Raw genomic sequence first — 24407 nt, forward strand, 5'->3', positions numbered from 1 at the left:
ATGATGCAGGTAGTTCACATCGACACCAATCACCCGCGTCTCTGGGACGGACTGGCCGAAGCCGGGTTTAAAAATATAGCAGCCTACGACGCTTCAAAGGAAGAGATTCTCAAGGAAATTCATCACCATCATGGCATTGTCATTCGAAGTAGGTTTCCAATAGATGCCGCATTTCTAGAAGCTGCGAGTCAGTTGAAATTTATTGCTCGTGTCGGCGCCGGACTTGACAGTATTGATGTTTCCTATGCCGAAGAAAAGGGGGTCACGTTATTTTCAGCACCCGAAGGGAACAGAAATGCCGTAGGAGAACACGCTCTGGGGATGCTTTTGTCGCTCTTCAATAAGCTACATAAGGCCGATCGTGAAGTACGCGCAGGCCAATGGCTTCGTGAGGCAAATCGAGGTATCGAATTAGATGGAAAAACAGTGGGACTTATTGGATATGGAAATATGGGCAAAGCCTTTGCTCAGAAACTTAAAGGCTTTAATTGTACAGTGCTCTGTTACGACATTCAAGAGGGTGTAGGCGATAGCAATGCGACTCAGGTTTCATTAAGCACATTACACGACATGGCAGATGTTGTGAGCTTACACACCCCCTGGACCCCAGAAACCAATAAGATGGTAAATGCCGAATTCATCTCGGCCTTTAAAAAACCCTTTTGGTTCATAAACACCGCTCGCGGTAAAAGTGTGGTCACGGCTGATTTGGTACAGGCGTTACATGAAAAGCGCATTTTAGGCGCCGGACTGGACGTGTTGGAATACGAAAAGAGTTCTTTCGAATCGCTGTTCGAGGAGAACATGCCAGAAGCTTTACAGGAATTGCTTCAGATGGAGCAGGTACTATTGAGTCCGCATGTAGCCGGATGGACCGTTGAAAGCAAGCAAAAATTAGCAGAGACTTTAGTAGAGAAAATCGTAGCTGCCTTTCCGCAGCAAGCATAACAGAAGAAAACGTAACGATATGAAAAGAGTAACTGGCTTAGGAGGGTTTTTCTTTAAGACCAAAGACCCCAATGCCATCAAAGAATGGTACAAAGACCGATTGGGTTTGAACACCGATGCCTATGGATGCACCTTCTGGTGGCAGGATAAAAACGGAAATAAGTGCAGTACGCAATGGAGTCCGTTTAAAGAAGACACCCCCTACTTCAAACCCAGTGAAAAAGAATTCATGATGAATTTTAGAGTGGCTGACCTAAAAGGGCTGTTGCAACAATTGAAAAAAGAAGGGGTAACCATCGTTGGTGAGATAGAAGAATACGACTACGGAAAGTTTGGTTGGATCTTAGACCCGGAAGGGAATAAAATTGAACTTTGGGAACCGATAGATCGCAAGTTTTTAGAGGATAATGATCCAGAAATTTCACAATGAAACCTGAATGGTAAAAAATTTATACATTTAACCCTCAACTAAATTAACTTTCAACCATGTCAGAAGAAAACAACACCGGAGGGTACGACAGTACTAAAAAAAACGACGACGCCACCGGAAACTTTAAAGAAGAAGCGAAATCTACCGCTCAAGAATTTAAGGAAGGGTGGAATCAAGCCACACAAAATACGGGAGAAAACAAGAAGCTCTTAGCAGGGCTTTTAGGTATTTTCTTAGGCGCTTTTGGAGTACACAAATTTATCTTAGGGTACAACAAAGAAGGCATCATTTTATTAGTGGGAACCCTTGTTGGGATCGCTACGTCTTGTTTGGTCATTGGAATATTTCTCTATATCGCCACAGGAATTGTAGGGCTTATCGAGGGGATCATTTATCTAACCAAATCAGACGAGGAATTCTACAATACCTATCAGGTAGGGAAAAAACCCTGGTTCTAAACATAAAGAGCTTTCCGATGAAAAACATCAGAGAGCTTTTTTATTTTGTATTATTATCGTAATATTGCAATATTATAATTATCTTACTTTATGGGCGCCTCTAAACTTTCGATCCACAACGAACAGCAGCAACTAATCGCAGAAATAGCGAAGGTGCTGGCTCATCCCGCACGAGTCGCCATTTTAGAGTATATCGCCAATCAAAAAAATTGTATCTGCGGAGATATTGTGGATGAGATCGGACTTTCACAACCTACTATTTCGCAACACTTACAGGTAATTCGAAAAGCCGGACTTTTAAAAGGAACCTTTGAGGGAAAACGATTGTGTTATTGTCTCAACAGAGAACGCTTTGAAGAGTTTCAGGAACTGTTAAACGCATTTTTTCATCAAACGGTCGTAGCCGACTGTTGTTAACTTATTATGTATGAAGACCAATGATTTTATGACATTACTAGCGGAACACCCAAACCACGCGTTGCGCTTTCAGTACCAACCCGGGCACTGGGTAGGCGCCAATTACCACCTTACAGAAGTAAAACATCTACAAATCGATTCTGTAGATTGTGGCGCTGGGACCGATTCGTGGAATGAAACCGTACTACAGCTCTGGGAGAGTCCTTCGGAAGAAGAAAAAACAGAATTTATGTCGACGGCAAAATTCTATAGTATTCTCGCGCGGGTACACCAAATGCGCCCTATTGATGGCAGCTCTGAAGTGAAAATTGAATATGGAAACGATCAGTTCCACACAGCGCAATTATTTATTCATTCCGTAGAAACCGGAACGCAGCACATGGATGTGATCTTAGGCGTGCAACCTGTGGCTTGTAAAGCCGAAGAGGCTTGCGGTATTCCAGCATCAGCAGCTCCCGCGACCGAAAATGCCTGTGCACCCGGATCGGGTTGCTGTTAACAAATGATCATGCGTCCCCTTACCGAAGCGCACTTTCCCGCGGTTGCTTCCATCTATCAGGAAGGACTGGATACGGGTGTCGCTACCTTCGAGGTGACCGTACCCACCTGGAAGGAGTGGAATGAAAAATTTCTTCCTGTGTGTCGCTGGGTGGCTGAAGTAAATAATACGGTAGCAGGTTGGTGTGCAATATCGGCGGTTTCCAAACGGAAAGTGTATAGCGGAGTGGCTGAAAGCACTCTATATATTGGCGCTTCATTTCGCGGAAAAGGCTATGGAAAACAATTGCTCATGCAGCTGCTTCAGGATGCCGAAGCCCATGGATATTGGACGTTGCAAGCGCATATCTTTCCGGAAAATAAAGCGAGTCTTCAATTGCATCTCAATTGTGGGTACCGAGAGGTGGGTAGACGAAAAAATATTGCGCAACGCCATGGTAAGTGGCACGATAATATATTACTGGAATACAGAAATCAAATACAATGAAAAACATTTTAGTACTGTGCACCGGAAACAGTTGTAGAAGTCAGATGGCCCACGGCTACCTCGCTCAAATGACTCCCGGTAAGGCGAAGGTTTTCTCTGCGGGGATAGAGACACACGGACTTAACCAGAATGCGGTTGCCATCATGAAGGAAGATGGGATAGACATCTCGGATCACACCTCAAATCATGTAGATGAGTACCAAGACATTTCCTGGGATTTTATCATTACGGTTTGCGATCACGCTAACGAAAACTGTCCGTTTATCCCGGCTCCAAAGGCGGTTCGACTGCATCAGAATTTCGAGGACCCTTCCAAAAAATCGGGAAGTGAGGACGAACGTCAGGCTGCTTTTCAAAAAACCAGGAATGAAATCAAAGCCTATTGCACCGCTTTTGTTAGCGAACATCTAGCGGGTTGAACATAAATTTTGTACCTTAATACAAAATTGTGACATGCCTACTACAGAACGTTTTCAGACTGCTATAGAAAAGCTCTACCGGGCATTTCATTCGAGCAAGTTGCATCCCGAATGTTCGCGCCAATGCGCAGTGGGAACCCTCTGTGATCAAAACGATTTCTGGAGCCATTTTTCTGACCATCACGGGGACACACAGCTCAATTATGTAGGCCGCGTTCATCAACTGCTAGGGAAACGATACCACGGGTATTCCCCACAAGAGCTTCTGGAAATAGAAGCCGCGTTTTTAGAGGGCTGCGGGTACCAGCTTCCCTTGCATTTCAGTACAAAGAATTATGTGAACGCGACCGACAAACACGTTCATTTTAAGGGCTTATGCGCCGCCATTCAGAAACTAAGTGAACTCGACCAAAGCCGAGACCCGTTGGATATTTCCGTTTTATTAGACTACCTTCCGAAAAATAAGTCAGTACCTACAAAATGTACCCTCAAAGTATAGTTAGATGGATTCGTTGGTGCCTCACGGTACTCTGCACTCTGGGAGGGCTTACCCATCTTACAGCCCAAAATGCAAAAGCACTCAAGTCATATGACCCCTATCTCATCGTACTTGGGACGGCACAGGATGCCGGCGCCCCGCAAATTGGATGTCAAAAAAGCTGCTGTACCAAACGCTTTTCAGACCCAACATTGAAAAAACAAGTAACTTCCCTCGGCATCGTTGACCCTGTCACAGGCCAAACATTTCTGTTAGAAGCCACACCAGATATCATCTTACAAAACAGGGAATTGCAGCAAGAAATTAAAACGAATGCTCCCCTTCCCAACGGGATTCTGTTAACTCATGCGCATATTGGGCACTACAGCGGACTCCAATTTTTGGGAAAAGAGGCCACTAATGCCACCAAAATTCCGGTATACGTGATGCCAAAGATGCAACGTTTCTTAGAAGAAAACGGACCTTGGAGTCAGTTGGTTGCTGAAGAAAATATCCGGTTGGTCCCCATGACCGCCGAAGTAGCTGTTCAACTAACACCTCAACTCAAGATAACACCCCACCTTGTTCCACATCGGGATGAATTTTCAGAAACTGTTGCATATACCGTCGAAGGGCCCAACACTTCTGTACTCTTTATTCCGGATATTGATAAATGGGAACGCTGGTCTACCCACATCAATGCGAAAGTTTCAGAGGTTGACATCGCGTTTCTCGATGCGACCTTCTACAATGCGGAAGAGATCAACAACAGGGATATCTCTCAAATTCCGCATCCGTTTGTAATAGAAACCATGAAACGCTTTGAAGACGCTTCAGATTCAGAAAAAAACAAAATTCATTTCATTCACTTGAATCACACTAATCCGTTGCTCGATCCGAATAGCGATGCTTCTAACTACGTAATCTCAAACGGTTTTCGCATCGCACGGAAGAGTATGAAGATTCCCTTGTAAAAAACACTACCCGATGAAACCAAATTTTTCTAATCTCAACGCGCTCTATATCAATTGCACCCTAAAAGCGAGTCCCAGAATGAGCCATACCGAAGCCTTGATGAATGTTTCGATGGATATTATGAAGGCTGAGAATGTTTCTGTAGAATATCTCCGTTTTGTAGACCATGAAGTCGCCTATGGAGTCTATCATGATATGACAGAACACGGTGCCGAAAAAGATATGTGGCCCAAACTCTGGGAAAAAGTGCAAGCAGCAGATATTTTGGTGATAGGCACCCCCATTTGGCTCGGTGAGAAATCTTCGGTAGCAACGAAACTCATTGAACGTCTTTATGGAGAAAGCGGAAAACGGAACAATAAAGGTCAATATTATTTCTACGGAAAGGTAGGTGGTTGCATCATCACAGGAAATGAAGATGGCATCAAACACGTTGCTATGGGGACACTCTACGCCTTACAGCACATCGGTTACAGCATTCCACCCCAAGCAGATTGTGGTTGGATTGGAGAAGCCGGTCCGGGACCTAGTTATAACGATCCGGAAAGTAAAGCCAAAGACAATGATTTCACGAATCGGAATACGACCTTTATGACCTATAATCTGCTTCATTTAGCGCAGCTACTGCACAACAATGAAGGGTATCCAGCCTACGGAAATTCACGGTCTGATTGGGACGATGGGACACGTTGGAATTTCGACAATCCGGAGTATAGATAGTTTTAAGTTTTCTTTAACATCTCAGTACAAATTCATACCTTGCCCCCAACAACCATTACACTAGTTATTTATGAATCTGAAGAATATTGTAACCCTTGCTGCGGTCGGCTTACTGTTGATTGGCTGTAAGGACGCAAAAAAAACGGATCAGGAAGACCTGGCCGTCAATGAAACGAACGAACCAAGAGGTGTTGAAAACATGGCCTACCAATGGAGTGCCATGGCTATTGAGGCGACCGCGCTGGATACCGATCGCTTTAAACCACGCCCAACCATTACTTCCCGCTATTTGGGCCTTATCTTCACTTCCGTATTTGATGCCTGGTCGCGTTATGATGAAAATGCGATCCCGGTTTATTTAGAAAATGTAGACCGCCGTCCAAGTGAAGAGCAAACCCTTAAAAACAAAGAAATTGCTATTAGCTATGCGGCATATCGTGCCATGAATGAATACTATTACACCGACTCTTTGTTGTTTAAGCAAAAGATGATCGATCTCGGACTTGATCCTATGAATACTTCCTTGGACCCTTCCACTCCGGAAGGAATTGGAAATCTGGCCGCAAAGGCTGTCATCGAAGCACGAAAGAATGACGGTTCTAATATGTACGGAGAAGAAGAGGGGTCGAATGGAGAACCTTATTTCGATTATACTGGGTACCAACCGGTAAATTCTCCCGATGAGATGAATGAAATTTCCAAATGGCAACCAAAGTATTTCTCAGACGGAAAAGGAGGTAAATTTGCTCCTTCTTGTTTGACACCATTCTGGAATAAGGTGGAGCCGCTCGCGCTAGAATCGGGAGATCAATTCCGCCCGGGACCACCACCCGCCATCGGCTCTAAACAACTGGAAGAAGAAGTAAAGGAAGTCATTGAACTTCAAGCGAATCTTACTCCCGAAGAAATTGCCTTGGTTGAATTTATGCGCGACGGTCCGCAATCGGTGCAGCAAGCCGGCCACTGGCTTAAATTCGCTCAAGAAGTGTCCAAACGTGATAATCACACCCTAGATGAAGATGTTAAAATGTTCTTCCTAAACCAGGTAGTTGCAATGGATACCTTTATTGCCTCTTGGGACTCAAAAATGTACTACGACTTTGCGCGTCCCTACGCTCTGGTACATGATTATTACCAGGACCAGGTCATTAAAGCATGGGCAGGTCCCGGAAAAGGAATGGTAGATATGGATGGTGGCGAATGGAGACCGTATTCTCCAGACACTTTCTTATGTCCTCCATTTCCGAGTTACACCTCGGGTCACAGTACCATCAGCGGAGGCTGTGCAGAAGCCCTGAAGCTTTGGACAGGAAGTGATGAGTTTGGCTCTAGCGTGGAACTAAAACCAGGATGGCTCACCGAACCGGATGTTGATATGGGCACCGTGGTAATCGAATTTCCCACCTTTACAGAAACGGCTGAACTTGCAGGACAATCACGCGTATTAGGCGGATATCATATACAAGCCGACAATCAAGCAGGCTTACAATTAGGTCGCGATTGCGCGCGCTACATTTATAACAACTTCTACTTAAAACACGTAGGAGAAAAAACGGCGGTCGCCTCTAAATAGATCGTATGAAAAAAAACGTAGGTACTGTGGATTTAATCATTCGCATCTGCGTTTCCATAACGCTTGCAACCCTCTTTTTTACCGAAACGGTAACGGGGGTTGCAGGCATTATCTTATTGGTATTATCTGGAACCATTGCGCTTTCGGGTATAATCGGTTTTTGTCCGTTTTACGTGCTCTTCGGAATCAATACATGCCCCGTTAAATCTTCCAAATGAGTCGTGCATTAGGCATCGGGCTATTTCTTTTTCTATCGCTGTCATTGAGTTACGGACAAGATACCTTTCCCAACACCAAGTTTTTGGAAGAAAACCAAGCTCCGGCCCAAGGTAGCTTGGAAGACCTAAGCTGGCTCTCAGGCTATTGGAAAGGCGAAGCCATGGGTGGTATTATTGAAGAGACATGGACGCCCGCAATAGGAGGCAGCATGATGTGTTCCTTCAAACTGACGGTGAATAATGAAGTGGTATTCTATGAATTTGTAACACTAACGGAAGAAAACGAAACCCTACAGTTGCGCCTCAAACACTTTCATCCAAATTTAGATGGCTGGGAAGACAAAGAAGATAAAATCACCTGGAAACTTGTTGAAGTGACACCTAATAAAGTTTATTTCAGTGGTTTTACTTTTGAAAAGGTAGACGACAACCACCTCAACATTTATGTGGTCTTTGAGGAGGGCGGAAAAACATCAGAAATGAAATTTAGCTACCAACGGGTAGCGCTTTAGTTATTCTTCTTCGGAAGTACCCCCACCGTTCGCATATTTTTCCTCCAATTCTGCCTGAAATTCTTCCATGACCGGTTTTACCGTACTTTCCGGAAGATCTGCAATTCGAATGTACATCAATCCGTCTACCGCATTATTGAACAAAGGATCTACGTTAAAGGCGACCACCTTTGCATTTTGCTTAATATACTTTTTGATCAATACGGGTAAACGTAACGACCCAGGCTCTACCTCATCAATAAGTTTATCGAATTTGTTCAAATCCGCTTCACTTTCGTCGAAAATAAAATCTTTATCCGCGTCCTTCAGCTTTACCTTGTACTCTTTTTTCGGAGTAATGTATTGCGCCACATAGGGATCGTAATAATTTGATTTCATGAATTCAATCATCAAACTCTTACTGAATTCAGAAAACTTATTACTAATACTCACTCCACCAATGAGGAAGCGATGTTCCGGAAAGCGAAGCGTGGTATGAACAATCCCCTTCCAGAGCAAAAACAACGGCATTGGGCGTTGCTGATATTCCTTAATAATGAACGCGCGTCCCATTTCAATCGATTTGCTCATCATATCGTGCAATTCGGGTTCAAAACGAAACAAACTTTGTAAATAAAATCCGTCGATCCCGAATTGTTCAAATATTTTTGACCCTAAGCCCATCCGATACGCACCGGCGAGACATTTTGCATCATTATCCCATAGAAACATATGGTGGTAATACGTATCAAACTTATCCAGGTCGAGCGAGTTGTTGGTTCCCTCGCCTACTTCCCGAAAGGTTATTTCCCGAAGCCTTCCAATTTCGTGTAGAATCTGCGGAATGCGCTCTGCGGAGGCCAGGAACACCTCGTAATTCTTGCTAACGAGTAAACGTTTATTGGAAGTTCTTAGGGCCTCTATTTCGCCTTCCATGGCTTCTAGCGACACCGGACCGGCAATTTTCTTCGGAGGTTTTGGGATCTTTAGATTACCTGGAAGGGTTTCCAGCAATTTTTTCTTCTGAAAGGGATTCGCGAGCACGTAGGTTTTCTTCCGAAGGAACTCGGTGAAATTATCCAAGCCTTCATGCTCTTGTTGGTCTTTTACTGAAATGGGATTTCCGATGCGCACTTTAATGAGCCGTTCTTTCTGAGTCAATAATTCCGAAGGCAACTTTGCGGTACGCAGCGTATCATTAAACTTAGCCAAACGGTAAAACATCTTACTATTCTTGGCGTGAAAATAAATAGGCACCACAGGAACTTCTGCCTTCTGAATCAGTTTCATAGCCGAAACCTCCCATGGTTTATCCACCAATAATTTCTCATCGCGATAGGTAGAAACTTCGCCTGCCGGAAAGAGCCCTAGTGGGTGCTCTTCGCGCAAATGCGCTAAGGCCGTCTTAAAACCCGTTATACTGGACTTCGCATCCTTGTGGTTTTCGAAAGGATTGACCGGAAGTATGAATGGCTTTAAGGGTTCTATACGGTGTAACAGAAAATTTGCAATGATCTTAAAATCGGGGCGGCGTTCCAACAAAAGTTTTAACAACAACATCCCATCAATCCCGCCCAAGGGGTGATTGCTAATGGTAATGAACGGGCCGGTTTTAGGAATTCTCTTGAGATCTTCCTCGGGAATTTCGAAATTTATCTCGAACTCATCCATCAAAGCATTGATGAATTCTAAGTCGGTTAAATGCTTATGCTTATTATAAATGGAATTGAGCGTGGAAATATTTAGGACTTTCATTAAGGACCATCCCATAAAAGTTCCCAAAAAGCCGAGGTTATCAACGTGAATGGCCTTGGCTACTTCCTTGGCATTAACTAATCCCATGTACGTTCTCAATTAAGTGAAGTACAAATATAGGGAAAGCTACGTAGTTTTATCGGCGACTACAATCTGAACTGTACTCAGGTTTTCTTGCTTCAGCAGTACTTCCTTTCCTTGGGTGAGGGTAACAATATCTTCGGAAGCAGGGTGTCGCACGGTATATAGGGTCACATTGGGCTCACAATGCACCTGAAAGGTCTCTTTTAGTTTTTTCAATAAGGGCGCCAATTTGTGGTATTTATCATTCACACACACCGAAAAACTGATGGCGGAATTCTGAATCAGCTCTACCTTCATTTTATACTCATGCAACCATCGAAACACATCGCTAATGTTGTCTTCCATCATAAAACTGAAATCTAGGGAAGACAGAGATAACAACACTAAGTTTGGTTTCAGAATAAAACAAGAAACCATGGGATCAAGCAATTCTCCTTTTCCTACACAGGTGCCTGGAGCATTGGGATTCACAAACGATTTTACGTATAACGGAATTTCCTTTCGCTGCAACGGTTGTAAGGTTTTCGGGTGAATGACAGAAGCTCCGTAGAAAGCTAATTCGATCGCTTCGGTATACGAAATGGTGTGCAGCAAGGTGGTATTCGAAAAATACCGTGGATCGGCATTCAACACGCCGGGGACATCTTTCCAAATGGTAACACTTTCAGAATTCAAACAATACGCAAAGATCGCTGCGGTATAATCACTACCTTCTCTTCCCAGGGTGGTGGTAAAATTATTGTCTGATTCAGACCCCAAAAAACCTTGAGTAATTGTAATTCCCTGGGTGGCAATGCCTTCCTGAATGCGTTGTTGTGTGGTGGTCCAATCTACTTTCGCATCCCGATAGTAATTGTTGGTAACAATGTAGTTTCGAACATCTAGCCAGCTGTTCTTGACCCCCACTTCGGAAAGATACGTAGACACAATCGTGGTTGAAACCAATTCACCAAAACATACGATCTGATCGTATAAGAAGGAATGTTTCTTTGATCGATTGCGTTCTAAAAAAGACGACAACTCATTGAAAATGTCTGATACACGTTGAAAAACAGGATGCACTCCATTCGAAAACAATGCATGTAGGATATCAAAATGATAGTTGTGAAAGGTAGAAAGGTGATCGTGTACCCTTGAACTGTCATCCTCCCTGTAGGCAGTCACCACTTGTTCCAATAAATTGGTGGTTTTACCCATGGCTGAGATCACCACGACCAAATTGGTTTCGCCCGTAGCTTCCAAGACCCTTTTTACATTTCGCACGCCTTCAGCATCCTTTACCGAGGCGCCTCCAAATTTGTAGATTTTCATGTGTTTCTGTCTAAATACGCTTTCATGGCATGTGGTTCCATCTGTGCCAAGTACCAATCTTTCAAAAGGGTAGCGCCACTGTGTTCATAAAAATCGATAGCGCCTTGATTCCAGTCCAAAACCACCCATTCTAGGCGCTGTACGCCTTGTTCGTAGGCATATTGAATGACACGTTGATACAATGCTTTACCGATTCCCTTCCCTCGCTGATCTTGCGTCACTATGAGATCTTCCAAATGCAGGGTTCTACCCTTCCAGGTGGAAAAACGAAAATATACCAGTGCGATACCCACGATTTCTTCGGAACGTTCGGCGACAAAACAATGAAATATAGGACGTTCGCCAAAACCCTCCTCAAGGAGCGTTTCTACTGAAATGGCAACAGCATCAGGTTCTTTTTCAAAACGCGCCAACTCCTTGATACAGTGCAGCACCTGCGGCATATCGCTAGGAGTGGCGTCTCTAATCACGGCTTTCATACGCATGGCTTTTAGCTATAATAATCGCGGGTGGTTCTCTAAATTTCCCGATATTTGCCACAAATCTACAACACAGCGTCTTCATGACACAAAAAAATAAGACCCTCGGCGAATTTATCATTGAAAACCAAGAGGAATTCAAGTATTCTTCCGGGGAATTATCGCGCCTCATCAATTCCATTCGTCTCGCTGCCAAGGTGGTGAATCACGAAGTGAACAAAGCCGGCTTAGTAGATATCTTAGGAGCGGTGGGCGAGACTAATATTCAGGGAGAAAACCAGCAAAAACTAGATGTCTTCGCCAATGAGGCCTTCATCAAAACGCTGACAAATAGAGAAATTGTCTGCGGAATTGCCAGCGAAGAAGAAGACGATTTTATTACCATCACCGGACGCAACGAGCGCAATGAGAATAAATATGTGGTGTTGATCGACCCTTTGGACGGTTCCTCTAATATTGACGTTAACGTTTCAGTGGGAACCATATTTTCGATCTATCGCAGGGTAACACCATCAGGAGAACCGGTGACATTAGACGATTTTCTACAACCGGGAAACCGACAAGTAGCTGCCGGCTATATCGTGTACGGAACCTCTACCATGATCGTCTACACAACCGGACACGGCGTTAACGGCTTTACATTGAACCCCGCCATTGGAACCTATTACTTATCGCATCCCAATATGACCTTTCCAAAGACAGGCCGTATCTATTCGGTAAATGAGGGGAACTACGTACATTTTCCGCAAGGAATAAAAGATTATATTAAGTATTGCCAAAAGGAAGAGGGCGACCGGCCCTACACCTCACGTTATATCGGGTCTTTGGTGTCTGATTTTCATAGGAACATGATCAAAGGAGGTATTTATATCTATCCGAATACCGCTAAAGATCCCAACGGAAAGCTTCGCTTGTTATACGAGTGTAATCCCATGGCATTCTTGGCAGAACAAGCCGGAGGAAAAGCCAGCAATGGATTTGAAAGAATTCTGGATATTCAACCTACCGAATTACACCAACGCGTTCCATTTATCTGCGGAAGCAGCAGCATGGTAGAAAAAGCGGAAGCCTTTATGCAGAACACTATTGATTAGTGAGTACAGAGAATTGAGACGTAAGATTTAAGATCTCAATACTAAATACCCACTTCTTAATACATCTATGTCTTCTGTAACAGATATGAGATAGTAGTAATGAGATGTGAAGTAAAGGATGTGTGACGTAAGAGGTAAGACGTAGGACGAATTTGAATCATTCAACGAAGTATAAAATTAGTCTATCCTGTCTCCTGTCTCCTGTCTCCTGTCTCCTGTAAATCTACTTCTTGTTCAGCAAATAGCGATAATCTTCTAAGTCGAGTCCGCCTTGATAGATCTCAATCGATCGTTTGATCAATTGCTGCGCCATTTCCGTAGAATATCCGAGTCCGATGGCATATCGTTCAATCAAAAATCGTTCGTGATCATCGATCGTGTGGTCGGCAAAGATCATTTCGAACAAATCGTGCATGCGCTCTAAACGTTTATCGGAAGAGTTGGGTGGGTTGATCGGGTATTTCTCCGGGTTTTTAAGCACTTCTTTATATTCCGATTCATCAATATCTAATTTGCGAGCGAATCGTTTCAACATTTTTTCTTCTTCCGCATTCAAAGCCCCGTCTATCGAAGCGATATTGGCGATAGACGCAAAGTGGCCTAAGTTTCGGGAGTGCTCCCCGCTTTCAAAAAGATCTGTAAATGACATAGTCTGTAATTAAAGCACAAATATAAAACTTGTATCTTTTTTTTAGCTTCTTTCCTTCGGAAAAAACCGCTTCCCTAAACTTTTCTTAATTCCGAAGAACTCTTCCTTCAATGTAGTAATTTTAAAGGCATGTCTACGCCGCTTCTCGTTTTTAATGACAAAGGAATTTATTGCGAACAAGCCGATATCTACATCGATGCTTGGCGTCCTGTTGACAAATGCATCGTGACCCACGGCCATGCCGACCACAGCCGGTGGGGCCATAAAAAATATATCACTCACCATCATAACGTTCCCATCATTAAGCATCGTTTGGGGGATATTACCGTAACCGGAAAGGCATGGGGAGAAACGTTTGTCATCAACGGCGTTACCTTCTCTTTACATCCTGCGGGTCATATTGTGGCCTCTTCCCAGGTTCGTGTGGAATATCAAGGCGAGGTTTGGGTGTTTACGGGCGATTTTAAAACGGAAGATGACGGCTTAGCGACTCCCTATGAACCTGTTGCATGTCATACGTTTATCACAGAATGTACCTTTGGACTTCCCGCTTTTACATGGGAACCGCAAGCACGGGTTTTTGAAGACATCAATGCCTGGTGGGCGCAGAATAAAGCCGAAAAGAAAACTTCCGTGCTGTTCGGATATAGCCTCGGAAAGGCCCAACGCCTACTGAAACATTTGGATACGTCTTTAGGAACCATCTATACCCATGGCGCTGTAGAAAACATGACAGAGGTATTGCGAGAAAACTATGCACTGCCTGATACCACCCGGGTAACCCGCGAAACCAAAAAAGAAGACTTACTTGGTAATATTGTTGTAGCGCCTCCCAGCGCGCACGGCGGCACGTGGATCCGAAAAATGGTGCCTTACGAAACGGCTTCCGCTAGTGGTTGGATGACCTTTCGAGGCGCTCGAAGACGACGTGCCATCGATCGAGGTTTTGTGTTAAGCGACCATGCCGATTGGGAGGGACTCATCGATTCGATCAAAGCCACCGGTTGCGAAAAGGTGATCGCTACTCACGGCTATACCGATATTTTTTCACGCTATCTCCGGGAAGAACTTGGCTATGACGCTCGCACGGAAAAAACACAGTACGAAGAAGAACAGTCGGAAAGCAGCAAAACAACGGAAGGAGGCGACGCATGAAACGATTTGCTCAGCTCATCAGAACCATTGACAGCACCAACAAAACCAATCGAAAGGTGGCCGCCTTAGCGGAATACTTCAAAGAAGCTCCGGATGACGACAAACTGTGGACCATCGCTATCTTATCACACCGCCGACCCAAACGTCCGGTAAATACTACGCTCCTGCGGGAATGGGCGACGGAGATTAGCAATATTCCATTATGGTTGTTTGAAGAAAGTTATCATATCGTTGGAGACCTGGCGGAAACCATTGCGCTTATTCTTCCCTCTTCCAGAACTGCAACCGACAAATCACTTTCAAAATACATCGAGGAAATAATCGAACTCAAGGACGTACCGGACCCTGAAAAAAAAGCTTACCTACATCGCAATTGGTTGGCGCTTGATTATTACGAACGATTTGTGTTCAATAAGATCATCACGGGTAGTTTCCGCATCGGAGTAAGCCAAAAACTAATGACGCGTGCCTTATCTCAAGCCACCGAAATCGACGAAGATATTCTCGCTTACAAACTCATGGGAAATTGGACGCCGGCTTCCACCACCTACCAACAACTTATTCTCGAAGAGAACGAAGAAGACTACCTCAGCAAGCCGTATCCTTTTTATTTGGCATATGCCGTGGAGGATGATTTTCAAGAAGATCTGGAAGCGATTTCAAATTGGAGTTTTGAGCACAAATGGGACGGGATTCGCGCTCAAGTGATTATTCGAAACGATGAGGTATTTGTGTGGTCCCGTGGCGAAGAATTGGTCACCGATAAATATCCTGAATTTAAACGCTTCCTTTCAGAAATTCCTAATGGTACGGTGCTCGATGGAGAGATTTTACCTTTTATTGACGGCAACATTGCCAACTTCGCCGATCTTCAAACTCGTATCGGTAGAAAAAATATCACCAAAGCCCTTTTAAAGAAAACACCCGTCATTCTTACCGCCTACGATTTATTGGAATGGAAAGGTAAAGATATCAGGCAATTACCTTTTGAGGAAAGACGAAAATTACTGGATACACTCATAAAGAACTGTCCTTGTGAGGATATCGGACTCTACCTGAGCGAAACGATGCGTTTCAACACATGGGAGGAAGCCGCCAAAGAGCGCGATAAATCACGAGAAAAACGAAGTGAGGGACTGATGATCAAACGGATAGATTCGCCCTACCTTGTGGGAAGAAAAAAAGGCGATTGGTGGAAGTGGAAGGTAGATCCGTTCACTATAGATGGCGTGCTTACCTACGCCATGCGTGGTCATGGAAGACGCGCCAACCTCTATACCGATTATACCTTCGCCCTCTGGGATGGTGAGGAATTGGTGACCTTTGCCAAAGCCTATTCAGGGCTTACCGATAAAGAATTTAGGCAAGTAGATGCGTGGATCAAAAAGAATACTTTGGAGCGCTTCGGACCGGTACGTAGCGTAACACCGCATCATGTTTTTGAAATTGCTTTTGAAGGGATCGCTGAAAGTAGTCGGCATAAAAGTGGCGTCGCCACACGATTTCCCCGTATCTTACGATGGCGAAAAGACAAGCCTATTGAAGAGGCCAATACCATCGCCGATTTGAAAGCCTTAATTCCAAAATAACCACCATGAAAAGCTTCATTATTTTCTCCACATTTTTAATGTTAGTTGGTTGTAAACAAACGTCTTCTTCCGAAGAAAAAATAACCGCCAACACCACTAAAGCACAGCAAACCGAATCTAAAAAGGAGCATCAACTTCGAGAAGTACTCAAAACAAATAATCCTCCTATCATCAATGGAAATATCAGCGATGCTATTTGGAAGACGACCAAGTGGCATCCACTAGATCAGCGCTGGGTGGGGGAACCCTATACCGAAGAAGATTTTTCCGGACGCTATAAAATGGCCTGGGACAAGGAAGCGCTCTACCTGTTGGTCATGATCGAAGATGATACGCTCATCGACATCTACAAAGACCCCTTGGTGCAATGGTGGGATGACGATTGTGTAGAAGTGTTTATTGATGAAGACAATTCGGGTGGGCCACATCAATTTACTCACAACGCCTTTGCCTATCACGTGGCACTCGACGGAAATGTTGTCGATCTCGGTCCAGATGAAGCGCCGCATCTCTACAATGATCATGTGATGAGCAAACATACCACCGAAGGAACCACCAGTATTTGGGAATTAAAGATCAAGGTCTTCGATGATTCCTTTGTGGATGGAAAGAAGGGAAACACTCCGGTGACGCTTTCCGCAGGAAAAAAAATTGGTTTTGTCCTCGCCTATTGTGATAATGACCACTCAGAAACACGTGAAAATTTTATCGGATCGGTGTATGTGCCCGGAGAAGATAAGAATCAAGGGTGGATCAATGCGGATATCTTCGGAACGATCCTGCTAACAGAGTGATCTATGAATCGAAAAGAAGCGCTTTCTCTTGCCGAAACTTGGTTTGAAGCACAAGATTGGACTGTCTTTCCGTTTCAGAAAAAAACATGGACCGCATTTTTACAAGGCAAACACGGACTCCTAAACGCGCCTACCGGAAGCGGTAAAACCTATGCGCTTTGGGTACCCATCGTATTACAATATCTTCAAGACCATCCTGATTATAAAAATTCCCGGAAAAAAGGACTTAAAGCCATTTGGATTACCCCGTTGCGCGCACTTTCCGTAGAAATTCAACAAGCCACCCAACGCTTTGCCGATGCGCTGGAAAGCGGACTCACTGTGGGCATCCGTACCGGAGACACCCCGCAGAGCGAGCGCGCCAAACAGAAGCGTAACATGCCCGATCTGCTGATCACCACACCCGAAAGCTTGATGCTGTTGTTGGCCTCAAAGGGATACGATAAAATGTTCAAATCGCTCACAGCAGTGGTGGTGGACGAATGGCATGAACTACTGGGAAGCAAACGAGGCGTACAAATGGAACTCGGATTGTCGCGCCTCAAAAGTATTTCACCGAAACTACGCATCTGGGGAATTTCTGCCACCATCGGGAATCTCGAACAAGCCCAAGATGTGCTCTTAGGGATGGATGCGGAATTTCGAAAGAACGCTGTATTGATTCGCGCAAAACGGAAAACGAAGGTCAAAGTACAATCCATCATCCCAAAAACCATGGAAACCTTTCCGTGGCGTGGCCATCTTGGGCTGCATTTGTTGGAAGAGATCGTTCCAATCATTAAGGAAAGTAAGACCACCCTTATTTTTACGAATACCCGTGGGCAGAGCGAAATTTGGTTTCAGAAGCTCTTAGAAAAACATCCGGAGTTTGCCGGAGAGATCGCCATGCATCACGGAAGTATCGCCAAAGAAACCCGATTATGGGTAGAGCAAGCCATTCGCAATGAATCATTGAAAGCGGTGGTAGCTACCTCTAGTTTAGACCTTGGTGTCGATTTTGCCCCCGTGGAAACTATTATCCAAATTGGTGGACCAAAGGGAATTGCTAAGTTCTTACAGCGTGCCGGACGCAGCAATCACCGACCCGGTGAGGCTTCTGTCATCTATTTTTTGCCCACCCATGCTTTGGAATTGGTAGAGGCTTCGGCATTGAAACGTGCTGTCACAGAGCACGTAATGGAAGACCGCATCCCGTATCTACTGAGTTTCGATGTGCTCATTCAGTATCTGGTAACCTTAGCCGTAAGTGACGGATTTTATCCTTCGGAAATTTTTCCGGAGATTCAAAATACCTTTTGTTTTCAAGGGATCACGGAAGAAGAATGGAATTGGTGCCTGAATTTCATCACCCTGGGGAGTCAGAGTCTCCAGGCCTACGATGAATATCGCAGGGTCATTGTTCAAGATGATGGATTGTTTAAAGTGGAAAGCAGGCGCATTGCCATGATGCACCGCTTATCGATTGGTACCATCGTTTCAGACAGCATGTTAATGGTGAAATATGTTTCGGGTGGGTTTATAGGAACTATTGAAGAATGGTTTGTCGGAAAAATGAAACCCGGCGATGTCTTTGTATTTGCCGGGAGAACGTTGGAGTTAGTTCGATTAAGAAACATGGTCGCACAAGTCCGAAGGTCGAAGAAGAAATCAGCGCACGTCGTCAGCTTTATGGGCGGAAGACTTCCGTTATCATCACAAATGAGTCGGTTGCTTCGTGAAGAACTGCAAAGCGAAGCCGATCACAAACGACGTACGCCTGAATTAAAAGCGCTAAAAGACTTATTCAAAAGACAAGAGCGTGAAAGCATTGTTCCGAGGGAAGATGAATTTTTGATTGAAACCTTTAAGACCCGTGAAGGCCATCACGCTTTATTTTACCCCTTCGAGGGACGCTTTGTGCATGAAGCGATGGCCAGTTTGATGGCGTATCGCATCAGTTTATTGCAGCCCATTACCTTTTCATTGGCATACAACGATTACGGCTTTGAATTGTTGAGTGAACAGCCGTTCGACATGCAACAGGTGATCGATAATGAGTTGTTTTCGGCCACCTATTTATTTGAAGACCTTCAAAAGAGTTTGAACAGCACTGAACTGGCACGTCGAAAATTTAGAGACATTGCGGTGATCAGTGGAATGGTGTTTCAGGGCTATCCGAATAAAACCATCAAAACAAAGCACTTGCAAAGTAATAGTCAGTTGTTATTTGATGTCTTCCGCGATTACGAACCCGAAAACCTGCTCTATCAACAATCCTTCCGGGAGACCTTTGAGCATCAATTAGAGGAAGGCCGACTGAGACTAGCGTTAGAGCGCATACAAGGACAGACCATTGTTTGGAAAGATTGCACCAAACCTACTCCCTTTAGCTTTCCCATCATTACCGATCGCTTGCGAGAAAAGCTCTCTTCGGAAAAGTTAAAAGATCGCATCAAGCGAATGAAACTTCAGTTAGAAAAGTAGTCTCACACCAAGGCATTATCCATCACTTCCTGCACTACTTCCGGGTTCAACAGGGTGCTGGTGTCGCCCAGATTATCGGTGTCTTTGGAAGCGATCTTCCGAAGAATACGTCGCATGATTTTTCCGCTTCGCGTTTTCGGTAAGCCGGACGTAAACTGAATTTTATCCAACTTTGCGATAGGCCCTATGCGCTCGCTGATGAGTTGATTGATCTCTTTCCGAAGATTGTCATGATCGCGAGATTCCCCCACTTCTTTCAGAATGACATACCCGTACAGCGCATTCCCTTTTACTTCATGAGGATAGCCTACGATAGCGCTTTCTGCCACCGCCGGATGCTCGTTGATGGCATCTTCGATGGGAGCCGTTCCTAAATTGTGACCAGAAACGATGATTACATCATCTACACGACCCGTAATGCGGTAATAGCCTGTAGCATCCCGCAAAGCTCCATCTCCCGTAAAATATTTGTTCTCAAACGCTGAAAAATAGGTGTCCTTATAGCGTTGATGATTGCCCCAAATGGTGCGTGCCATGGAAGGCCAGGGATATTTGATACAGAGTCGACCACTCACCAAATTCCCTTTGATCTCTTCTCCTTTTTCGTCCATCAAAGCCGGCTGAATGCCCGGAAGTGGAAGTGTTGCGAAGGTAGGGATGGTAGGCGTCGCAAACGGAATAGGTGAGATCATGATACCGCCTGTTTCTGTTTGCCACCAAGTATCGACTACGGGACTGTTGCCTTTTCCGATGTTGTCATTATACCAATGCCAGGCTTCTTCGTTGATAGGTTCCCCAACCGTTCCTAACACTTTTAAGGAGGAAAGATCATACTTCTCTACAAACTCCAGTTTTTCTTTTGCCAACGCCCGAATGGCGGTAGGTGCGGTATAGAATTGATTGACTTTATGTTTTTCAACGACTTCCCAAAACCGACCAAAATCAGGGTACGACGGAACGCCTTCGAACATGACCGTGGTGGCTCCATTGGTCAGCGGCCCATACACTATGTAACTATGCCCCGTGATCCAGCCGATATCCGCCGTACACCAGTAGACATCGCCTTCGCGGTATTGAAACACATTCTTGAAGGTGTAAGCAGTGTAGACCATATAGCCACCGCAGGTATGCACCATTCCTTTTGGAGTTCCGGTAGATCCGGAAGTGTACAGAATGAATAAGGGATCTTCTGCTTTCATGCGTTCGGGGGTGCATCTAGGTTCGGCTGCATCCAATAATGGCTGCAACCATTCGTCGCGCCCGTCTTTCATGGTAATTTCAGAATTGATTCGTTTCGCTACCAACACCGTTTCCACGCCGCTACAGTCTTCGAGCGCCTTATCGACAATACCTTTAAGATCGATGGTTTTAGCCCCACGGTACGATCCGTCACTGGTGAGGACCATTTTACAATCGCTGTCGTTGATACGCGTCGCTAAGGCTGTAGAAGAGAATCCGGCAAATACTACCGAATGGATGGCACCAATTCGTGCGCAAGCCAATACGGCAACAGCGAGCTCTGGAATCATTGGTAAATAAATACACACGCGATCGCCTTTTTCAACACCTTTACTTTTCAACACATTGGCAAACCTACACACCCGTTCGTGAAGTTCTTCATACGTAATGTGTTGTGCTTCTTCCTTGGGATCATTGGGTTCGAAAAGTATGGCAGTCTGACTTCCTCGAGTGAGTAAATGCCGATCAATACAGTTTTCGGTGATATTCAATTCGGCGCCTTCAAACCATTTGAGTTCCGGTTTGGTGAAATCCCATTCCAGTACCGTGTCCCACTTCTTCCGCCATAAAAAATGTTCTCCCGCTATTTCGGCCCAAAAGGTTTCCGGATCGCGAACCGATTTGCGATATACTTGAAAATATTCTTCTAAATGCTTGATGTGATAATTACTCATATGTGCCGAATTTAGTAGGGGCAGTTCTTACAATGATAGCTAAAAATAGCGTTTTTCGTGTGCCCGATTCTATCATTTTTCCGCAGAAGTAGTACTTTTATCTCAAAAAGAGTTGCTCTCTATATCCTTACAAAACCAATCCTTTTTATTGCACGGCAGCGGCGCGCTATTTTGGGCTGAAAAGAACATGTTGTTGATTGCCGATGTTCACTTCGGAAAGGTGGCGCATTTCAGAAAATATGGTGCGGCCATCCCAACTTCAGCTTCAAAATCAAATTTTACCAAATTACAACAGGTCGTTTCGGAAACGAATCCAAAAACCATTTGCTTCTTAGGAGATCTGTTCCATAGTGTGATGAACAACGAGTTCTTAGCTTTTAAAAAATGGGCGGAAACCTCCACAGCAAAACTCATTCTAGTCGCTGGTAACCACGATATCATTTCACCGCATGAATTTGAAGCTCTGGGCATGACCGTTGTAGAAAAGCTACACTTGGATGGCTTCTTATTGACACACCACCCCACCAATTCGGAAACACATTTTAATATCTCGGGCCATATTCATCCGGGTGTTCGTTTGGAAGGATTAGCGAAACAAATGACCAAACTCCCCTGCTTCTTTAAACGGAAACAGCAACTCATTTTGCCTGCTTTCGGGAGTTTTACCGGAAAGTATATTTTAAAACCAACCAAGGAAGATGATGTATTTGTCATTGTGGAAGGCGAGGTAATACGAGTTTCTTGACCTTAAAATCGTATCTTTCCGTATGAAAAAAACACTACAAATCGCCAACATCATTGCGTTTTTGGCCACTATTTTTGTCCATTACGCCAGCAACACTGGAGCCATCAACAATACCACCATTGGGAATGTCTCTGATAGCCTCAACACCCTCTTTACTCCGGCGGGTTATGCCTTTTCTATTTGGGGAGTCATTTACCTGCTGCTGGCAGGATTTGTTTTCTATCAAAGTAGAAGTTTGTGGAAAAAGGTACGCGATGACGCTTTTGTTCTCAAAACAGGTTGGTGGTTTGTTCTGTCTTGCGTGGCTAACATGCTTTGGGTCATTTTTTGGTTGTACGGATACGTAGGTGTCTCGGTGCTTGCCATGGCGGTTTTGTTATTTTCACTGCTGAAAATTGTGATGAACAATCGCATGGAATTGTGGGATGCGCCTATTTCGGTGATTGCGTTTCTATGGTGGCCGTTTGTGTTCTATAGCGGTTGGGTAACGGTAGCCAGTATTGTGAACGTAGCGGCCTATTTAACTTCAGAAAATTGGGACGGTTTCGGTCTGTCTGAAACCATTTGGACTGTGATAATGATCGTCGTCGCTGTTTTAATTAATCTAGTGGTTACCTGGACGCGGAACATGCGTGAATTTGCACTCGTAGGCGCCTGGGCACTTGTAGGAATCGGGATGGCAAATCAGGCGACCGACACAACCCTGGCCGCTACTGCCTTTATTGCCGCAGGCATTCTTTGTGTGAGTTCAGGAATACATGGGTTTAAAAACAGACATACCAACCCAATGATCAAATGGGAGGAGTATCGCAAGGGTCAAGGTTAAACCATTCCGCGAACATCATTTCCCCAGGTGGGATAGGCCAGTAATTGTCCTTTGAATTGTTCGCATGTAAAGTCGGCGCTCATTGCCATCGCAAATAAATTGATCATTTCTCCGGCTTGTTCCGCGAGGATGTGAGCTCCAAGAATTTGGCTGGTGTCGGTATCCACAATCGTTTTGTACGCATAGAACGATTGGTTCATGCGTTTGGCGTTGAACCAGTTGGGAACTTCTTTATATTCGACACGAATGGAAAATCCTTGTTTTTTGGCTTCTTTTTCGGTCAATCCAATACTTGCCAGCTGCGGAATGGTAAACACCACAGAAGGAATCGGAGGAAAAGAGGTCTTGACTTTTTTGTTTTCGATTAGGTTTTGAACGACTACCCGAGCCTCTTGAGATGACAAAGGTGTTAAGGGAGGCGCGCCACTCGCAGAAACATCCCCGCAGGCATATACCGAAGGATTCGTTGTGCTTTGTAGATACTCATTGACCGTTATTCCGTTCGCTTCAAAAGCGACATTTCCTTTTTCTAAGTTCAATTTCTCAATAGCCGGCACACGTCCAGAGGTATTAAAAACCATGGGCGCTTTGACGGAGGAAGTCTTTCCACCTCTTTGGTAGGTAACGCGAATGTGTTTCCGAAGCATTTCAAGCGCCGTCACTTCTCCGTCAAAAACAAAGTTGATTCCAATGGCTTCCGAAGCTTTTACCAGCAGTGATGCCATATCCTCATCAAAAGGAGCCAAGGGTCTGCTTTCGCGTTCGATGACGGTCACATCAACCCCCATGCGAGCCGCCATATGTGCTTGTTCCATGCCTACGTACCCACCGCCTACAAAAACCATCGCTTCGGGGAGTTCTGTTAATTCCATAAAATCTTCACTCAGACTAAAATGCTCACTACCGGGAATATTAAGTTCTCTCGGCCGTAATCCGGTGGCGATCACAATGTTTTTGGCGCGGATCGTCTTGCCTTCCACAGAGAGGGTGTTTTCGTCCAAGAATTTCGGACTTTGGTGGTACATCTCAATACCCGCCTTTCGCAGGGATTTTTCTGTGGCGGCGGGAATAGCACCGGTAAAGGTCTTTTTAAATTCTTGCACCGCTTTCCAATCGATTGTAGGGAGTTCTCTGATCCCTTTCCCTTCGAGGTTTTTGGCATGTTGCATCACTTCCGTAAAGCCGTACAATACTTTCTTAGGATCACATCCTCGGTTGGCGCAAGTTCCGCCATATTCCCGATCATCGGCAATGGCTACTTTTTGTCCCTTTTCCGCTGCCGCGTAGGCAACATTTTTTCCGGCCGTACCGGTTCCGATGACAAAAACATCAAATTCTTTTCCTTTCAAGTGGCTATTATTAGTGGTTGTTGTTCCTAAAGTACCGAAGTCGGCTGCATTAGTATGTTACTAAAATGATAAAGTTTCATTCCACCCCT

General features: G+C 44.7%; 26 protein-coding genes. 20 read left to right on the forward strand and 6 right to left on the reverse strand.

Annotation, left to right across the window (positions count from 1 at the left end; all coding sequences use genetic code 11):
* Nucleotides 1-3 precede the first annotated feature (3 nt).
* The 13 genes from PO830_RS06670 to PO830_RS06730 all read left to right on the forward strand — a co-directional run bounded on the left by PO830_RS06670 (nt 4) and on the right by PO830_RS06730 (nt 8133).
* Entirely contained in the window at nt 4-948 is a 945-nt protein-coding gene (locus PO830_RS06670; protein ID WP_272852759.1) for a 2-hydroxyacid dehydrogenase, read from the forward strand.
* A gap of 19 nt (nt 949-967) precedes the next feature.
* Nucleotides 968-1378, forward strand: a complete 411-nt coding sequence (locus PO830_RS06675) for a VOC family protein (RefSeq protein WP_272852760.1) — start codon at nt 968-970, stop codon at nt 1376-1378.
* Nucleotides 1379-1434: 56 nt separating this feature from the next.
* Nucleotides 1435-1836: a TM2 domain-containing protein gene (locus tag PO830_RS06680; protein WP_272852761.1), complete on the forward strand. Its 402-nt coding sequence runs from the start codon at nt 1435-1437 to the stop codon at nt 1834-1836.
* A 90-nt stretch (nt 1837-1926) separates the two neighbouring features.
* Nucleotides 1927-2253, forward strand: coding sequence for an ArsR/SmtB family transcription factor (locus PO830_RS06685; RefSeq protein ID WP_272852762.1), 327 nt, complete (start codon nt 1927-1929; stop codon nt 2251-2253).
* A 10-nt stretch (nt 2254-2263) separates the two neighbouring features.
* On the forward strand, nt 2264-2752 hold the full coding sequence (locus PO830_RS06690) for a DUF6428 family protein (protein ID WP_272852763.1): 489 nt from the start codon (nt 2264-2266) through the stop codon (nt 2750-2752).
* Between the two features lie 9 nt (nt 2753-2761).
* Nucleotides 2762-3238, forward strand: coding sequence for a GNAT family N-acetyltransferase (locus PO830_RS06695; protein ID WP_272852764.1), 477 nt, complete (start codon nt 2762-2764; stop codon nt 3236-3238).
* Complete coding sequence (locus PO830_RS06700) at nt 3235-3657, forward strand: arsenate reductase ArsC (protein WP_272852765.1); 423 nt, start codon at nt 3235-3237, stop codon at nt 3655-3657. Before PO830_RS06695 ends, PO830_RS06700 begins: the two co-directional genes overlap by 4 nt.
* Before the next feature lie 34 nt (nt 3658-3691).
* Complete coding sequence (locus PO830_RS06705; protein WP_272852766.1) at nt 3692-4156, forward strand: Na(+)-translocating NADH-quinone reductase subunit F; 465 nt, start codon at nt 3692-3694, stop codon at nt 4154-4156.
* Entirely contained in the window at nt 4138-5109 is a 972-nt protein-coding gene (locus tag PO830_RS06710) for an MBL fold metallo-hydrolase (protein WP_272852767.1), read from the forward strand. Before PO830_RS06705 ends, PO830_RS06710 begins: the two co-directional genes overlap by 19 nt.
* Before the next feature lie 13 nt (nt 5110-5122).
* On the forward strand, nt 5123-5830 hold the full coding sequence (locus PO830_RS06715; RefSeq protein ID WP_272852768.1) for a flavodoxin family protein: 708 nt from the start codon (nt 5123-5125) through the stop codon (nt 5828-5830).
* A 70-nt stretch (nt 5831-5900) separates the two neighbouring features.
* On the forward strand, nt 5901-7403 hold the full coding sequence (locus PO830_RS06720; protein WP_272852769.1) for a vanadium-dependent haloperoxidase: 1503 nt from the start codon (nt 5901-5903) through the stop codon (nt 7401-7403).
* 5 nt (nt 7404-7408) lie between these two features.
* Nucleotides 7409-7621, forward strand: a complete 213-nt coding sequence (locus PO830_RS06725; protein WP_272852770.1) for a YgaP family membrane protein — start codon at nt 7409-7411, stop codon at nt 7619-7621.
* Nucleotides 7618-8133 carry a DUF6265 family protein gene (locus tag PO830_RS06730; RefSeq protein WP_272852771.1) on the forward strand — a complete coding sequence of 172 codons (516 nt, stop codon included), beginning with the start codon at nt 7618-7620 and terminating at the stop codon, nt 8131-8133. The genes PO830_RS06725 and PO830_RS06730 overlap by 4 nt, the downstream gene beginning before the upstream one ends.
* Here the strand turns inward: PO830_RS06730 and PO830_RS06735 are convergent, their stop codons facing one another.
* From PO830_RS06735 to PO830_RS06745, 3 genes are read right to left on the reverse strand one after another with little or no spacing between them, the layout of a single operon-like run.
* On the reverse strand, nt 8134-9954 hold the full coding sequence (locus PO830_RS06735; RefSeq protein ID WP_272852772.1) for a lysophospholipid acyltransferase family protein: 1821 nt from the start codon (nt 9952-9954) through the stop codon (nt 8134-8136). It abuts the gene before it with no gap.
* A 39-nt stretch (nt 9955-9993) separates the two neighbouring features.
* Nucleotides 9994-11262, reverse strand: a complete 1269-nt coding sequence (locus tag PO830_RS06740) for an aspartate kinase (RefSeq protein ID WP_272852773.1) — start codon at nt 11260-11262, stop codon at nt 9994-9996.
* Nucleotides 11259-11741: a GNAT family N-acetyltransferase gene (locus tag PO830_RS06745; RefSeq protein WP_272852774.1), complete on the reverse strand. Its 483-nt coding sequence runs from the start codon at nt 11739-11741 to the stop codon at nt 11259-11261. Before PO830_RS06745 ends, PO830_RS06740 begins: the two co-directional genes overlap by 4 nt.
* Nucleotides 11742-11824: 83 nt before the next feature.
* Here PO830_RS06745 and fbp point away from each other — a divergent pair, with 83 nt between their 5' ends.
* Nucleotides 11825-12835 carry a class 1 fructose-bisphosphatase gene (gene fbp, locus PO830_RS06750; protein WP_272852775.1) on the forward strand — a complete coding sequence of 337 codons (1011 nt, stop codon included), beginning with the start codon at nt 11825-11827 and terminating at the stop codon, nt 12833-12835.
* A gap of 223 nt (nt 12836-13058) precedes the next feature.
* Here fbp and PO830_RS06755 read toward each other — a convergent pair whose 3' ends face one another.
* Nucleotides 13059-13484, reverse strand: coding sequence for a tellurite resistance TerB family protein (locus PO830_RS06755; protein ID WP_272852776.1), 426 nt, complete (start codon nt 13482-13484; stop codon nt 13059-13061).
* Nucleotides 13485-13613: 129 nt separating this feature from the next.
* Here PO830_RS06755 and PO830_RS06760 point away from each other — a divergent pair, with 129 nt between their 5' ends.
* Genes PO830_RS06760 through PO830_RS06775 form a run of 4 tightly spaced genes read left to right on the forward strand, consistent with a single transcriptional unit; the run spans nt 13614 to nt 19485 of the window.
* The gene (locus PO830_RS06760; RefSeq protein ID WP_272852777.1) at nt 13614-14639 is read left to right on the forward strand and encodes a ligase-associated DNA damage response exonuclease; all 1026 of its coding nucleotides are present in this window, start codon (nt 13614-13616) and stop codon (nt 14637-14639) included.
* Nucleotides 14636-16228 carry an ATP-dependent DNA ligase gene (locus tag PO830_RS06765; RefSeq protein ID WP_272852778.1) on the forward strand — a complete coding sequence of 531 codons (1593 nt, stop codon included), beginning with the start codon at nt 14636-14638 and terminating at the stop codon, nt 16226-16228. Before PO830_RS06760 ends, PO830_RS06765 begins: the two co-directional genes overlap by 4 nt.
* A 5-nt stretch (nt 16229-16233) precedes the next feature.
* Nucleotides 16234-17022, forward strand: coding sequence for a sugar-binding protein (locus PO830_RS06770; RefSeq protein ID WP_272852779.1), 789 nt, complete (start codon nt 16234-16236; stop codon nt 17020-17022).
* A 3-nt stretch (nt 17023-17025) separates the two neighbouring features.
* Nucleotides 17026-19485 (forward strand): ligase-associated DNA damage response DEXH box helicase, encoded by a 2460-nt coding sequence (locus tag PO830_RS06775; RefSeq protein ID WP_272852780.1) that lies wholly within the window; start codon nt 17026-17028, stop codon nt 19483-19485.
* A gap of 2 nt (nt 19486-19487) precedes the next feature.
* Here PO830_RS06775 and acs read toward each other — a convergent pair whose 3' ends face one another.
* Entirely contained in the window at nt 19488-21398 is a 1911-nt protein-coding gene (acs, locus tag PO830_RS06780; protein WP_272852781.1) for an acetate--CoA ligase, read from the reverse strand.
* Nucleotides 21399-21510: 112 nt separating this feature from the next.
* On the opposite strand from acs, the gene pdeM reads away from it, so the two are divergent.
* Both pdeM and PO830_RS06790 read left to right on the forward strand, forming a co-directional pair.
* Nucleotides 21511-22143, forward strand: coding sequence for a ligase-associated DNA damage response endonuclease PdeM (pdeM, locus tag PO830_RS06785; RefSeq protein WP_272852782.1), 633 nt, complete (start codon nt 21511-21513; stop codon nt 22141-22143).
* 22 nt (nt 22144-22165) lie between these two features.
* A complete protein-coding gene (locus PO830_RS06790) occupies nt 22166-22969 on the forward strand; it encodes a tryptophan-rich sensory protein (protein WP_272852783.1) in 804 nt (267 codons plus the stop codon).
* Here the strand turns inward: PO830_RS06790 and PO830_RS06795 are convergent.
* A complete protein-coding gene (locus tag PO830_RS06795; RefSeq protein WP_272852784.1) occupies nt 22966-24318 on the reverse strand; it encodes a dihydrolipoyl dehydrogenase family protein in 1353 nt (450 codons plus the stop codon). The genes PO830_RS06790 and PO830_RS06795 overlap by 4 nt on opposite strands.
* Between the last annotated feature and the right edge of the window lie 89 nt (nt 24319-24407).

Origin of the sequence: Altibacter sp. HG106, assembly GCF_028561755.1 — a bacterium.
Taxonomy (GTDB): Bacteria; Bacteroidota; Bacteroidia; order Flavobacteriales; family Flavobacteriaceae; genus DFVG01.

Bases quoted from the DNA above. Each gene is read 5' to 3' on its own strand.
- acs (WP_272852781.1), bottom strand. From the start codon at position 21,398: ATGAGTAATTATCACATCAAGCATTTAGAAGAATATTTTCAAGTATAT.
- PO830_RS06730 (WP_272852771.1), top strand. From the start codon at position 7,618: ATGAGTCGTGCATTAGGCATCGGGCTATTTCTTTTTCTATCGCTGTCA.
- PO830_RS06700 (WP_272852765.1), top strand. From the start codon at position 3,235: ATGAAAAACATTTTAGTACTGTGCACCGGAAACAGTTGTAGAAGTCAG.
- PO830_RS06715 (WP_272852768.1), top strand. From the start codon at position 5,123: ATGAAACCAAATTTTTCTAATCTCAACGCGCTCTATATCAATTGCACC.
- PO830_RS06775 (WP_272852780.1), top strand. From the start codon at position 17,026: ATGAATCGAAAAGAAGCGCTTTCTCTTGCCGAAACTTGGTTTGAAGCA.
- PO830_RS06770 (WP_272852779.1), top strand. From the start codon at position 16,234: ATGAAAAGCTTCATTATTTTCTCCACATTTTTAATGTTAGTTGGTTGT.
- PO830_RS06670 (WP_272852759.1), top strand. From the start codon at position 4: ATGCAGGTAGTTCACATCGACACCAATCACCCGCGTCTCTGGGACGGA.
- fbp (WP_272852775.1), top strand. From the start codon at position 11,825: ATGACACAAAAAAATAAGACCCTCGGCGAATTTATCATTGAAAACCAA.
- PO830_RS06705 (WP_272852766.1), top strand. From the start codon at position 3,692: ATGCCTACTACAGAACGTTTTCAGACTGCTATAGAAAAGCTCTACCGG.
- PO830_RS06760 (WP_272852777.1), top strand. From the start codon at position 13,614: ATGTCTACGCCGCTTCTCGTTTTTAATGACAAAGGAATTTATTGCGAA.
- PO830_RS06740 (WP_272852773.1), bottom strand. From the start codon at position 11,262: ATGAAAATCTACAAATTTGGAGGCGCCTCGGTAAAGGATGCTGAAGGC.
- PO830_RS06675 (WP_272852760.1), top strand. From the start codon at position 968: ATGAAAAGAGTAACTGGCTTAGGAGGGTTTTTCTTTAAGACCAAAGAC.
- PO830_RS06755 (WP_272852776.1), bottom strand. From the start codon at position 13,484: ATGTCATTTACAGATCTTTTTGAAAGCGGGGAGCACTCCCGAAACTTA.
- PO830_RS06725 (WP_272852770.1), top strand. From the start codon at position 7,409: ATGAAAAAAAACGTAGGTACTGTGGATTTAATCATTCGCATCTGCGTT.
- PO830_RS06685 (WP_272852762.1), top strand. From the start codon at position 1,927: ATGGGCGCCTCTAAACTTTCGATCCACAACGAACAGCAGCAACTAATC.
- PO830_RS06790 (WP_272852783.1), top strand. From the start codon at position 22,166: ATGAAAAAAACACTACAAATCGCCAACATCATTGCGTTTTTGGCCACT.
- PO830_RS06695 (WP_272852764.1), top strand. From the start codon at position 2,762: ATGCGTCCCCTTACCGAAGCGCACTTTCCCGCGGTTGCTTCCATCTAT.
- PO830_RS06745 (WP_272852774.1), bottom strand. From the start codon at position 11,741: ATGAAAGCCGTGATTAGAGACGCCACTCCTAGCGATATGCCGCAGGTG.
- PO830_RS06710 (WP_272852767.1), top strand. From the start codon at position 4,138: ATGTACCCTCAAAGTATAGTTAGATGGATTCGTTGGTGCCTCACGGTA.
- PO830_RS06720 (WP_272852769.1), top strand. From the start codon at position 5,901: ATGAATCTGAAGAATATTGTAACCCTTGCTGCGGTCGGCTTACTGTTG.
- PO830_RS06690 (WP_272852763.1), top strand. From the start codon at position 2,264: ATGAAGACCAATGATTTTATGACATTACTAGCGGAACACCCAAACCAC.
- PO830_RS06735 (WP_272852772.1), bottom strand. From the start codon at position 9,954: ATGGGATTAGTTAATGCCAAGGAAGTAGCCAAGGCCATTCACGTTGAT.
- PO830_RS06765 (WP_272852778.1), top strand. From the start codon at position 14,636: ATGAAACGATTTGCTCAGCTCATCAGAACCATTGACAGCACCAACAAA.
- PO830_RS06680 (WP_272852761.1), top strand. From the start codon at position 1,435: ATGTCAGAAGAAAACAACACCGGAGGGTACGACAGTACTAAAAAAAAC.